We start from the raw sequence: 12741 nt of genomic DNA on the forward strand, positions 1-12741 counted from the left end.
TCCTTTTTTATCCAGCGATCAAATGCCGATCATCCGGGAAAATCCCTTGTACCGACCCCCGCCAGCTGAAAACCCTGGTTTCCGCAACGTTTGCCGCGCTGTGCCCTGTGGCGCATTTTCAAGCATCAAATACTGCCCCGGCCCCTATCTGACCAGCGCAAGCAGCTATCAATTCAAGAGCATATTGCAATGATTTCACTTGGCGAACTCAAGCCCATTCTGAGCACCCTGCTGCTGCCACCCGCCGCGCCGCTGTTGCTGGTATTGCTGGGGCTTGTCCTCGCGGTGCGAAGAAAAGCCGCTGGCCTGACGCTGGCGTTTCTGGGCAGTGCCGTGCTGTGGTTGCTCAGTTGCCATGCGGTGGCGGTGTGGCTGGCGCTGAATCTGTTGCCGCAACAAACCGCGCTGTCGATGGCCGCACTAAAGACCAGCGGGGCGCAAGCCATTGTGGTGCTGGGCGGCGGCGTGCACCCTACCGCGCCCGAGTATGGCGAGTCTCAGGCATCGGCCGCTGCGGCCATGCGTTTGCGTTACGGCGCCCGGCTGGCCCGGCAAAGCGGACTGCCGGTCGCTTTTGCCGGGGGCCTGGGCTGGGGCGCTGCGCAGACGCAAACCCTGTCGGAAGGTGAAGTGGCGCGCCGCGCGGCCTTGCAGGACTACGGCCTGGCCCTGAAGTGGATAGACAGCCAGTCGCGCGACACATCAGAAAACGCGCGCCTGCTGCGCCCGCTGTTGCTCAAAGACGGCGTTCAGCGGATTGTGCTGGTGACCCATGCGTCACACATGCCACGATCCGTGCGGGCATTTGAAGCCGCCGGCTTCACCGTGACCGCCGCCCCCATGGGTTTTATCCTGCCCAGCCGCAATGGCGTGCTGGAGTGGTTGCCCTCGGCCGACGGACTGGAAGCCTCCCGCGCAGTACTCAAGGAATGGCTGGGCTTGTTGGCGCAGCGCTTTACTTGAGCTTTACCACCTTGCCCGCACAGGCGTGGCTTGACGAACCGGGAGTCAATGGCTACATTACTAACCAGTCAGTCAGTAAAAATGTCCCTCTCCAAATTCATCTCTGAACAAACCGCCACCCTGGCGGGCAAACGCGAGCGGCGCAAGGAAGCGCGCCCGGGCGAGTTGCTGGACGCGGCTCTGGAGCTGTTTGTGGAAAAAGGCTTTGCCGGCACCCGCGCCGAAGAAGTGGCTGCTCGCGCCGGCGTGTCCAAGGGCACGCTGTTTCTGTACTTTCAAAGCAAGGAAGAACTTTTCAAGGCGGTGGTGCGTGAAAACATCTCTGGCCGTTTCAAGGAATGGAACGAGGAGTTCGAGACTTTTGAAGGCACGGCCTCCGAGATGCTGGCTTATTGCATGACGGTCTGGTGGGAGCGCGTGGGTACCACCCGGGCCTCCGGCATCACCAAACTGATGATGAGCGAGGCCGGTAACTTTCCCGAAATTGCGGCCTTCTATCAGCAAGAGGTCATTCAGCCGGGGCAGGCGCTGATACGCCGCATCATGCAGCGCGGCATAGACCGGGGTGAATTTCGCCCGATGAATCTCGACTATGCGATTTACAGTGTGATTGCACCGATGATCTACCTGATCATCGCCAAACACTCGGCGGGTACCTGTGCAGACCCCGCGCTGGCAGACAACGCCGGCAAATACATCGCTGTGCAGATTGACACGATTCTTCATGGCATGTGTACCGCGCCCTCTTCCCCTACCGTTTCCGCGAAAGCAAAAAAATGAAACCCTGGATCAAATGGGTCATAGGCCTTGTGGTTCTGCTCTTGCTGGCCAGTGCGGTGGTCGGCGCCCTGTCGGCACGCAAGAAACAGCAGCAGGCACTGGCCGTAGCAAACGCCGAAAAAGCACAGACCGTGATTGAGCTGGCCGCCACCGATGTGTTGCAGGCCAAAACCGTGGAACTCAGCCAGGGCCTGCCGGTGTCGGGCTCACTCAAGGCCGTCAACTCGGCTTTTGTCAAAGCCAGGGTGGCTGGCGAATTGCAGGGCCTGACCGTGCGCGAAGGCGACTTTGTCAAGGCCGGACAGGTGCTGGCGCGCATCGATGCCCGCGAGTACCAGTCGCGCGTGCAGCAGGCACAGGAGCAGGCCGACTCGGCCAAGGCGCAAACCGAAGTGGTACAGCGCCAGTACGACAACAACAAGGCGCTGGTGGACCAGGGTTTTATCTCCAAAACAGCACTGGACACCTCGCTGGCCAACCTTCACGCCGCCCAATCGAACCACAAGGCAGCGCTGGCCGCCGCCGATGTGGCCAAAAAATCGCTGGACGACACGGTGCTGCGTGCCCCGCTCTCGGGCCAGATAGCACAGCGTCTGGCTCAACCCGGCGAACGGGTTGGCATCGACGCCCGGGTGCTGGAAGTGGTGGACCTGAGCCGGCTTGAACTGGAGGCCAGCCTGAGCGCAGCCGACGCCCTGGCAGTGCGGCCAGGCCAGACCGCCGTGTTGCAGATCGAAGGCAGCGCACAAACCGTCAACGCCAGCGTGGCGCGTATCAACCCCAGCGCGCAGGGTGGCAGCCGCAGCGTGCTGGTTTACCTCAGCGTGGCCAACAGCGGCAGTACCACCGGCCTGCGGCAAGGGCTGTTTGCGCAGGGTGCGCTAGGCACCACACGCGTGTCCAGCCTGGCCGTGCCGCTTAGCGCCGTGCGTACCGACAAGCCAGCGCCGTATGTGCAGGTGGTTGAAAATAATCAGGTGACCCACAAGGCCGTTGAAATGGGTGTGCGCGGCAACAGCGCAGACGGCAAAGAAGCCATGGTGGCCGTCAAGGGCCTGGCAGAAAACGCGCTGGTGATTGCGGGCGCCGTGGGTGCACTGCGCGAGGGCACGGCGGTCAAGTTCACCCAGGGCGCCACTGCCGCAGCGCCAGCCGCATCAGCGCTCAAACCGGCCCCCTGAGGGCTCCAACTGTATGTGGTTTACCCAGGTCAGTCTGAAAAACCCGGTCTTCGCGACCATGGTCATGCTCGCCATCGTGGTGCTGGGCCTGTTTTCTTACCAGCGCCTGCAGGTGGACCAGTTTCCGAACATCGATTTCCCGGTGGTGGTGGTCACTACCGAATACCCGGGCGCATCGCCCGAGATTGTGGAAAGCGAAGTCACCAAAAAAATCGAGGAGGGCGTCAACTCGATTGCCGGCATCAGCGCCCTGACCTCGCGCAGCTACGAGGGCCAGTCGGTCGTCATCATAGAGTTCCAGTTGCACATTGACGGCCGCAAGGCGGCTGAAGACGTGCGCGAAAAAATCGCCTCGCTGCGCCCGCTGCTGCGCACCGAGGTGAAAGAGCCCCGTGTGCTGCGTTTTGACCCGGCCAATCGCGCCATCTGGTCGGTGGCTGTGCTGCCGACCGTTCGTCCTGAGCTTGTCGAAGGACAGGCTTCGACAGGTAGCACCCCAACAGCCGTTGAACTCACCAACTGGGCCGACCAGGTGCTCAAAAAGCGGCTGGAAAATGTGCGCGGCGTCGGCGCTGTCTCCCTGGTCGGCGGCAGCAAGCGCGAGATCAACATTTACCTGAACCCGCAGGCCATGGAGGCGCTGGGCATCACTGCCGACCAGGTGGCCAGCGCCGTGCGCAACGAAAACCAGGACTTGCCGGTGGGCGCCATCCGCTCACTGACGCAGGAACGCATCGTCAAAATTGATGCCCGCATGAAACGGCCTGAAGACTTTGGCAAGATCATTGTGGCGCGCAAAACCGGCGCGGGTGGCGGCGCGGCGGTGACGGTCGATCAGGTGGCCAGCATTCGCGATGGCTCGCAGGAGATCGACAGCCTGGCCCTGTACAACGGCCAGCGCACCCTGCTGCTGACGGTGCAAAAGGCCCAGGGTGAAAACACCATTGCTGTGGTGGATGGTTTGAACAATGCCCTCAAGGAGCTGCAGGCGCAACTGCCGGCAGGCACGCGGCTGGAGCAGATCGGCGACGGCTCACGGCCCATCCGCGTGGCGGTTGAAAACGTGCGCCGCACGCTGATTGAAGGCGCGTTGCTGACCATCCTGATCGTTTTCCTGTTCCTGAACTCCTGGCGCTCTACGGTGATCACCGGGCTGACCTTGCCGATATCCATCATCGGCACCTTCCTGTTCATGAACCTGTTTGGCTTCACCATCAACATGATCACCCTGATGGCGCTGAGCCTGTGTGTGGGCCTGCTGATTGACGATGCGATTGTGGTGCGCGAGAACATCGTGCGCCATGTGCAGATGGGTAAAACGGCGTACCAGGCGTCGCTGGACGGCACGCAGGAGATTGGGCTTGCCGTGCTGGCCACCACGTTTTCCATCGTTGCGGTGTTTCTGCCGATTGGTTTCATGGGCGGCATCATTGGCAAGTTTTTTCATGAGTTCGGCATCACCATCGTGGCGGCGGTGCTGATCTCGATGTTTGTCAGCTTCACCCTGGACCCGATGTTGTCCAGCATCTGGCACGACCCGAGCATTGAAGCCCACGGCAAACACCATGCGCCAGTGACTTTTTACGACAAGACCATAGGCCGCGTGACCGGCTGGTTTGAGCGCGCCACCGACTCGCTGGCCGAAACTTACCAGCGCATCCTGCGCTGGTCGCTGGTGCACAAACTGGCCACAGTCGGGCTGGCGCTGGCGATTTTTGTCACCAGCATTTTCATGGTGCCGCTGCTCGGTACCGAGTTTGTGCCCAAGGCTGATTTTTCCGAAACCTCACTCAACTTCTACACGCCAGTCGGCTCTTCGCTGGAAGCCACCGAGGCCAAAACCCGGCAGGTCGAAACCATATTGCGCGAATTTCCGGAAGTCAGGTACACCCTGGCCACCATCAACACCGGCAACGCCCAGGGCAAGATGTACGCCAGCATTTATGTGCGCCTGGTGGACCGCAAGGCGCGCAGCCGCAGTGTGGATCAGTTGTCCGGGGTGCTGAGGGACCGGCTCAAACAGGTGCCCGGCATCACCGTCACCCATGTCGGTTTGCTGGACGCGGTGGGTGGCAACAAACAGGTGGAGTTTTCATTACAGGGCACCGACCTGCGGGAGCTGGAGCGCTTGAGCCGCCTGGTCATGGACAAGATCAATGGCATACCCGGCCTGGTGGACCTGGACTCCAGCCTGAAGGCCGACAAGCCGACGATACAGGTCGATGTCAAACGTGACGCCGCATCCGACATGGGCCTGACGGTGGCGCAGATCGCCGCCTCCCTGCGCACCCTGGTGGCCGGGCAGACGGTGGGCAACTGGCGCGCACTCGACGACCAGACCTATGACGTGAACGTACGCCTGGCACCCGACGCGCGCAATGCGCCGCAAGACCTGGAGCGCCTGCCCTTTATCAGCACGGTCATAGGCAGCAACGCAGACGGTTCCACGCGCAACGTGCGTTTGAGCCAGGTGGCCACCGTCAGGGAAACCACCGGGCCCAACCAGATCAACCGGCGTGACCTGACGCGTGAAGTCGCCATCAATGCCAATGTGTACAACCGGTCTGCCGGTGAGGTATCTGGCGACATCCGCAAGGCGCTGGACAGCATCCACTTTCCGCCGGGATACCGCTACCAGTTTGGCGGATCCACCAAAAACATGGCCGAGTCCTTTGGTTACGCCATATCGGCGCTGGTGCTGGCCATTTTGTTCATCTACATGATCCTGGCCAGCCAGTTCAAGAGTTTTCTGCAACCCCTGGCGCTGATGACATCGCTGCCGCTGACGCTGATTGGTGTGGTGCTGGCCTTGCTGCTGTTCCGCTCCACCCTGTCGATGTTTTCCATTATTGGTGTGGTGATGCTGATGGGCCTGGTCACCAAGAATGCGATTTTGCTGGTGGACTTTGCAATCCGCATGCGCGATGAAGGCATGGAACGCAGCGAAGCGCTGCTGACAGCGGCCCGCGTGCGCCTGCGCCCGATTTTAATGACCACGTTGGCGATGATTTTCGGCATGGTGCCGCTGGCTTTCGCGCTGACCGAAGGCTCCGAGCAACGCGCACCCATGGGCCAGGCCGTTATTGGCGGCGTCATCACCTCGTCGCTGCTGACGCTGGTGGTGGTACCGGTCACTTATTGTTATCTGGACGACCTTGCTCAATGGATCAAACGCCGCTTCAGCAGCCGGCGCGCGCAGCCGGTCACGGTGTCGACCCCCCCACTAAAATAACGGGTTTACCCCAGCACCCACCGCTTTCTAAAGGCCACGCCATGAACTACGAACAAGCCCGCTTCAACATGATTGAACAGCAGATCCGCCCCTGGGAAGTGCTGGACAGCCAGGTACTCTCCCTGCTGGCAGTGGTCAGGCGCGAAGATTTTGTACCGGCTGCACGCAAGGCCATGGCTTTTGCCGACATGGAAATTGCGCTGACCGCCAAACCGGGGCAGGCCATGCTGGCGCCCAAGGTAGAGGCGCGGATGTTGCAAGATCTCGCTGTCCAAAAACACGAAAAAGTGCTGGAGATCGGTACCGGCTCCGGCTACATGGCCGCCCTGCTGGCCCACCGCGCGCAACAGGTCATCACCCTGGAGATCGACGCCGCCCTGGCCGAGGTGGCGCGCGACAACCTGGAGAAAGCCGGCATCTACAACGCCGAAGTGCGCACTGGCGACGGCGCCGCCAAACTGGGTCAGGCCGTCTCAAGCAGCGACCCGCTCAGCGGCCCGTTTGACGTGATTGTGCTCAGCGGTTCGGTGGCCGAGGTGCCACCCGCCCTGCAGGCCATGCTGAAAGTCGGCGGACGCCTCAGCGCCATCGTCGGCTTTGAGCCCATGATGCGCGCCACACTGGTCACCCGCGTGGGTGAGACCGCCTTCCGCACCACCCAAGGCTGGGACACGGTAGCCCCACGCCTGCTCAATTTCCCTGAGCCTTCCAGATTCAGCTTCTAGAAAAAACCGCTCTCATGGTTCCTCAGCTCGCCCCTGCCAATTTTGCCGACTGGCTTGCCAGCCTTCCGGCCGACGCACCCACGCCCATCGTGCTGGACGTGCGCGAACCGTGGGAGTTGCAAACCGCATCGGTCAAGGCTGAAGGTTTCACACTGGTGCATATCCCCATGCGTGAAGTCCCTGCACGGCTGGAAGGGCTGAGAGAAGAATTGTCACCTGACCAGCCTGTGGCCTGCCTGTGCCACCACGGCATGCGCAGCCAGCAGGTGGCCGCTTATCTGGTGCAAAACGGCTTTACCCAGGTGGTCAACCTGCAAGGCGGCATTCCGGCCTGGACCGGGCAGCGCGACGCGACTGTGCCGCTGTACTGACTTGTTGCCTCCCCACTTTCTCTGATTTTTACTTCTATCAGGACCCGCATGACAACGCTATTGAAACAACCTGCCTTGTTGCCACTGGCTCTGCTGGTCAGCGCCGTGCTGGCCGCCTGGGCGCCCGCAGCGCAGGCGCAAAACCTGGTGGAGCTGTACCGCTCGGCACGCGACTATGACGCCGCCTACCAGTCATCACGCTCGCTGTACCAGGCGAATCTGGCCAAAGCCGAACAAGCCAAGGCCGGCATTCTGCCGACTGCCGGCCTGTCTGCGGGCGTGAACCGCACCAACTTTGAAAACACCAACCCGGTGGTGGACCGCAGCTTCAGCGCACAGACCGCCAGCGTCAATGCCTCACAGCCGCTGTACCGGCCCGGAAACTGGGCAACCTACGAGCAGGGCAAGCAGCAGGTAGAGCTGTCCAGGGCGCAACTGGAGACCGCCGAGCAGGACCTGATTGTGCGCACCAGCCAGACCTACTTTGATGTGCTGGCCGCGCAGGACACGCTGGCTTTTGTGCGCGCACAAAAATCAGCGGTGGCAGAACAGCTGGCTTCGGCCAAGCGCAACTTTGAAGTGGGCACCTCCACCATCACCGACTCACGCGAGGCGCAGGCCAGGTTCGACCTGGTGGTGGCGCAAGAGATCGCGGCCGAAAACGATTTGCGCGTCAAGAAAATTGCGCTGGACCAGCTGGTGGGCAAAACCGACGCGCAGCCCCGGGGCCTGCTGGTGCCGGTGGCACTGCCGCCGCTGGTGCCCAGCGACGTGACGGCGTGGGTACGCCAGTCCGAAGACTTTCACCCCAGCATCAAACAGGCGCAGGCCAACCTGGAGGTCGCCAAACTTGAAATTGACAAGGCCGAGGCCGGCCACAAGCCCACGGTGGACCTGACCGCCAGTTACGGCGCGCAGCGCAACCCGCAGGGCAGCGCCACCAGCGCACTCAACTCACGCAGCAACAGCACCACCATCGGGCTGGCGCTGAACCTGCCCCTGTTTGCCGGTTTTGCCACCCAAAATCGCATTCGCGAAACCCTGTCGCTGGAAGAAAAAGCCCGCACCGACCTGGAAGGCGCCAAACGTGGCATCGCGCTGGGCACACGCACTGCATTTTTCGGCGTCTTGTCGGGCCAGGGTCAGGTCAAAGCGCTGGAAGCCGCTGAAGCCTCCAGCCAAAGCGCGCTGGATGCCAACAAACTGGGCTACCAGGTGGGCGTGCGGATCAACATCGATGTGCTCAATGCACAAAGCCAGTTGTTCCAGACCAAGCGCGATCTGGCGGTTGCCCGTTACAACGTGCTGATCGGCGGCCTGAAGCTGCGCCAGGCCAACGGCACGCTAACGCCAGAGGATTTGCTGCTGATCAATTCGCTGCTGGTGCAGTAGGCCGCTTCGCAGTCACTGCGCCTCTTCTTGACCGTCAGTCCAGCAACTCAAACACGCCAAGCGCCCTCGCCTGCCCGTTGAGCAGCACATCGACCCGGTGCAGCCCCGCACGGCGTTTGCGTGTGGTCATCTCCGCCGTAGATACCGTCTTGCCCAATCGGACCGTTTCTTTCGGCGCGAGATCCAGCACCTTGAGCTTGAACACCTTGGCGCTGGTCTTGCCGCTGGCTTTCACGTAGTGGATACAAAAATCTACCAGCACCTGCTGCGCCTTGTTGCTGGTGCTGGAAACGTCGAAGGCGATGTTCACCTTCTCGCCCATCACCACACGTTTTGGCATGATGCGGGCGTTCGACACTTCGACCTCTGCGCTTTTGCCAAATCCCAGCACCTCCAGCGCACCAGCCTCACCACGTTTGACGGCTGAACGCAGCGCATGTTGCACGATCCAGCGCCGCTCATCGCTGGCGCCCTTGAGCCACTGCTTCGCGGTCTTCGCCAAAACGTCCGGGTGATCCTTGCCGATGTCGTTGAGGTTGTTGGCGACCGAGCGGCGCACATACAGCGCCGGGTCGTCCTTCAGCAGCTCCAGCAGGGCCAGCACCGGCGCCGGGTCTTTTTGAAACGCCGGCAGGCGGCTGGCCCAGGGCAGGCGCGGGCGGCTGCCTTCGGACACCAGGCGGCGCACATGTTCGCTCGGGTCGCTGGCCCATTGTTTGAAACGCGCCAGTGTGGCGGCTTGGTGTTTCTGCAAAAAGGCGCGGATGCTGAATTCGGCCGTGAAGCGCTGCGTCAGCGCATGTTGTGCGCGCATCGAGTCTTCAAAATGATCGAGCCCGAACTGGGCGACGAACATCGTGTGCGGCAGGTATAAAAAAGACGCCATGCTGAGCTCGGCAGGCCGGCCATGCGGCTGGTCCAGCGACGCCAGCAGAATGTCTATCGCCTTTGGGTACTCGGGCGGCAGGTGACGCTGCAGCGCGTGAGCAATGTGTTTGCCGCGCGGCATCAGGGCCAGCGCGTCGTAGCCCGTGAGCACATCGGCAACAAATTTGCGGGATTCAAACCGGGGGTACACGGCGGCGATCATGCGGGCGATGGCCTTGGGCACATCGGCGCCGTACTGGTTGATCAGGGGTTCTGCCATGGGGGTCCGTCTGGTTGAAGTGCCTGGCCGCCGGTACGCACTATTTGCAGTGCTGCTTGTATTCGGCCTCCATGCCGGCAAGAAAGGCATCCCGGTTTGCGTCGCTTTTGAAAACGCGCTCGCCCTTGGCGTTCAAATCGTAAATGCGTGCATGGCGCTTGCGCTCAAGATCATCCCTGGCCTCTATGCACCATTGCTTTCTGGATGCCGCTTCCTGAAAGTCTTTGGCCTCTGCTTCCTGCCTGGCAATCTGGCGGCGTTTGAATTCGGTGTCTTGCTCGCGCACCGTGGCCAGCGGGTCTTTGGCGGCTGACGCGCCCCGTGCGGCAGCAGGCGGCGCGTCGGGCAGTTTCATCTTTTGCCCCTTGTGGTCTGCCGGCGGCTTTTGCCCATACTGGGTCACGCCTTTTTCGTCCACCCATTTGTACACCTGGGCCTGGGCCGGCACCCACAGACCCATGGCCAACAAGGCAATCCATAAACAAGGCATGACACGACCTCCTGTATTTTTCTGGCCTCAACGCACTTTCAGGACTTGAGACCTTGTTCCAACCACCTGGCCAGCGCCTGCACGGTGCTGGCAGCCGCGCCCCGGTGCTGCGCCGCAAACTGCAGGCCCGCCGCAGCCGCTGCCTGCTGGGCAGCGGGTCTGCTCAGCATGGCGCGGGCGCTGCGCACGGCTTCGGCCATGTCCTGCACCCGGCGCGCCGCGCCCGCCGCTTCGGCCAGCTCGGCCACTTCGGCAAAATTGAAAGTGTGCGGCCCCATGATGACGGGGCAGCCACCGGCCGCCGCTTCAATCAGGTTCTGGCCGCCCAAAGGCGCATAGCTGCCGCCCAGCAGGGCCACGTCGCTCAGGGCGTAATACAGCGCCATCTCACCGAGTGAGTCGCCGAGCCAGACATCGGCCGGTAGCGGTGCAGCGCCCCACGACGAGCGGCGCGACACCGACAAGCCGTGTTGTTCAACCAGAGCGCGCACCTCGTCAAAACGCTGCGGATGGCGCGGCACGATCAGGATCTGGAAATCAACTGCAGCCCGCAGCCCTGCCGCGCCGTAATCTGCTATCTTTTCAGTAGCTGCTTGCGCAGGTGCAGAAAGGGCTAGAGCCCTGATTTGCTTGAGGAAATCGTCTTCCTCCCCCTCGCGCGAGCTGGCCAGCATCAGCACCGGTCGACCCAGCGCCTGGCGCCACTGCCGGCCCAGCAACTGCTGCGCTGCGTCTGGCGCAGCGTCAAATTTGAGGTTGCCAAAAACGCCCTGCACGGGCGCCCCCAGCAAGCACAGCCGGTCGGCATCGCCCTCACTTTGCGCATAAACCGCTGCCAGCGCTGCATACGCCGGTTTGGACAGCGGCGCCATGCGCAGCGCCTGTTGCAGCGACTTGGCCGACAGGCGCGCATTGACCAGCGCCAGCGGCACGCCGCGCGCCCGCGCAAAGGCCACGGTGTTGGGCCAGACTTCGGTTTCCAGCAGCAGTCCCAGCCGCGGCTTGAAGTGCGTGAAAAACCGCGCCACTGCGGCTTCGCTGTCCCAGGGCTGCCAGACTTGCACATCGCCTTCGCGCAGCAGGCTGGCACCCTCAGCGCGACCGGTGGCAGTGCCATGGGTCAGCAACACACGCAGCCCCGGCCACTGTGCCCGCAGGCTGCTGAGCAAAATGGCAGCGGTACGGGTTTCGCCCAGCGACACCGCGTGTATCCAGACCAGCTCGGAGCGCGCCTCGGGCGCCTGGCTGTAAAAACCAAAACGCTCGTTCACCGCCTCCAGGTAACCCGGCTCTGCCTGGCCACGCCGCAGCAGTTTGCGCCGCAGAAAAGGCTGCGCCGCCCACATCAGCCACGAATACAACTTGCGTATAAAGGCGTCCATTTTCAAAGCGGCTGCCATTCAGACACCGACGGAAGGTTGGGCTGGCAACTGAGCCAGGCGTCCCACACCGCCTGCACCGAAGGAGTTGGCTGGGCAAAAACGCTGCGTTGACGCGGCGGTGCGTCAGCACCGGCCATGCCGGTCAGGGGCCCGGTGCGCCAGGCTGTGTCAAAGTTGTAGATCTGCACATGCGGTACATCCAGGGCGACAGCGATGTGGCTGAGGCCGCTGTCCACGCCAATCACGCCTGCACATTGCGCAAAATTTTGCGTGAGCTCATCCAGAGGCAAGCGGGGCCAAACAGTGGCGCGCGCTGGCCCTGCTTCTGCGTTAAGCGCGGTGGCAATCGCCTGGCTGGTGGCCAATTCGTCTGCGCTGCCGTGCGGCAGGGCAATGCGGTAACCCAATGCGTTTAATTGCCGGCCCAGTGTGATCCAGTTTTCCTGCGGCCACTGCTTGTCGGCGCGTGAGCTGCCATGTACAAACGCTATCATTTCAGGAGCTGTCTGCGCAATAGCACCGTGGGCTGGAGCCCGATTTAAGCCATAAGCTGGCAGCGTATCCAGCGGGTAGCCCAGCGCGCGGGCCGACAACTCGCGCCCGCGCTGCACCGCGTGGATGTGCGGCTCCAGCACTATCGCCACATCGGCCAGCCAGCGGGTGGGCGCTTCGTAGCCCGAGCCTTCGGTCTGGTTGGCCATGGCGTAACGTTTGCCACCGGGCGACAGGCGCGCCAGCCAGGCGAGCAGCGCCGACTTGGTCAGGCCCTGCAGGTCGATGACGGCGTCGTAACGCTGGCTTTGCAGCTCGCGCCGGAAGGCGCGCCAGGCGCTGCGCGTGGCAGCACTGAATGGCGACTTGCGCCAGCGCCTCAGCTCGCAGGAGATGACACGCTGCAGGCCCGCGCCCCGCAGCGGGGTCAACAGCGGCGCAAAGGCTTTCTCGACCACCCAGTCGATCTGCGCACCGGGATGCGCGACCAGGATGTCCTGCACCACGGGCAGCGTGTGCACCACGTCGCCGAGGGACGAGAGTTTGACGAGCAGTATTTTCACAAGGCCCCAAGCAAGGTCAACCC

11 protein-coding genes are annotated in these 12741 nt (G+C 62.4%); 7 read left to right on the top strand and 4 right to left on the bottom strand.

Translation table 11 applies throughout. From position 1 onward, the window contains the following. Positions 1-189 precede the first annotated feature (189 nt). The 7 genes from Q8L50_RS16865 to Q8L50_RS16895 all read left to right on the top strand — a co-directional run bounded on the left by Q8L50_RS16865 (position 190) and on the right by Q8L50_RS16895 (position 8644). The gene (locus tag Q8L50_RS16865; RefSeq protein ID WP_305349794.1) at positions 190-963 is read left to right on the top strand and encodes a YdcF family protein; all 774 of its coding nucleotides are present in this window, start codon (positions 190-192) and stop codon (positions 961-963) included. 81 nt (positions 964-1044) lie between these two features. Further along, complete coding sequence (locus Q8L50_RS16870; RefSeq protein ID WP_305349795.1) at positions 1045-1743, top strand: TetR/AcrR family transcriptional regulator; 699 nt, start codon at positions 1045-1047, stop codon at positions 1741-1743. After that, positions 1740-2924: an efflux RND transporter periplasmic adaptor subunit gene (locus Q8L50_RS16875; protein WP_305349796.1), complete on the top strand. Its 1185-nt coding sequence runs from the start codon at positions 1740-1742 to the stop codon at positions 2922-2924. Before Q8L50_RS16870 ends, Q8L50_RS16875 begins: the two co-directional genes overlap by 4 nt. A 13-nt stretch (positions 2925-2937) precedes the next feature. Next, the gene (locus Q8L50_RS16880; RefSeq protein ID WP_305349797.1) at positions 2938-6156 is read left to right on the top strand and encodes an efflux RND transporter permease subunit; all 3219 of its coding nucleotides are present in this window, start codon (positions 2938-2940) and stop codon (positions 6154-6156) included. A gap of 41 nt (positions 6157-6197) precedes the next feature. Further along, positions 6198-6881: a protein-L-isoaspartate O-methyltransferase gene (locus Q8L50_RS16885; protein WP_305349798.1), complete on the top strand. Its 684-nt coding sequence runs from the start codon at positions 6198-6200 to the stop codon at positions 6879-6881. 14 nt (positions 6882-6895) lie between these two features. Then, the gene (locus tag Q8L50_RS16890) at positions 6896-7252 is read left to right on the top strand and encodes a rhodanese-like domain-containing protein (RefSeq protein WP_305349799.1); all 357 of its coding nucleotides are present in this window, start codon (positions 6896-6898) and stop codon (positions 7250-7252) included. A 48-nt stretch (positions 7253-7300) separates the two neighbouring features. Continuing rightward, the gene (locus Q8L50_RS16895; protein WP_305349800.1) at positions 7301-8644 is read left to right on the top strand and encodes a TolC family outer membrane protein; all 1344 of its coding nucleotides are present in this window, start codon (positions 7301-7303) and stop codon (positions 8642-8644) included. 34 nt (positions 8645-8678) lie between these two features. On the opposite strand, the gene Q8L50_RS16900 is transcribed toward Q8L50_RS16895, so the two are convergent. Genes Q8L50_RS16900 through waaC form a run of 4 tightly spaced genes read right to left on the bottom strand, consistent with a single transcriptional unit; the run spans position 8679 to position 12718 of the window. After that, positions 8679-9791, bottom strand: a complete 1113-nt coding sequence (locus tag Q8L50_RS16900) for a DNA alkylation repair protein (RefSeq protein ID WP_305349801.1) — start codon at positions 9789-9791, stop codon at positions 8679-8681. Positions 9792-9831: 40 nt separating this feature from the next. Further along, the gene (locus Q8L50_RS16905) at positions 9832-10281 is read right to left on the bottom strand and encodes a DUF4124 domain-containing protein (protein WP_305349802.1); all 450 of its coding nucleotides are present in this window, start codon (positions 10279-10281) and stop codon (positions 9832-9834) included. Between the two features lie 38 nt (positions 10282-10319). Further along, positions 10320-11681 carry a 3-deoxy-D-manno-octulosonic acid transferase gene (locus Q8L50_RS16910; protein WP_370869825.1) on the bottom strand — a complete coding sequence of 454 codons (1362 nt, stop codon included), beginning with the start codon at positions 11679-11681 and terminating at the stop codon, positions 10320-10322. Next, on the bottom strand, positions 11666-12718 hold the full coding sequence (waaC, locus tag Q8L50_RS16915) for a lipopolysaccharide heptosyltransferase I (protein ID WP_305349803.1): 1053 nt from the start codon (positions 12716-12718) through the stop codon (positions 11666-11668). Before waaC ends, Q8L50_RS16910 begins: the two co-directional genes overlap by 16 nt. Positions 12719-12741 lie beyond the last annotated feature (23 nt).

The organism is Polaromonas sp. (genome assembly GCF_030680935.1).
Lineage (GTDB): Bacteria > Pseudomonadota > Gammaproteobacteria > Burkholderiales > Burkholderiaceae_C > Polaromonas.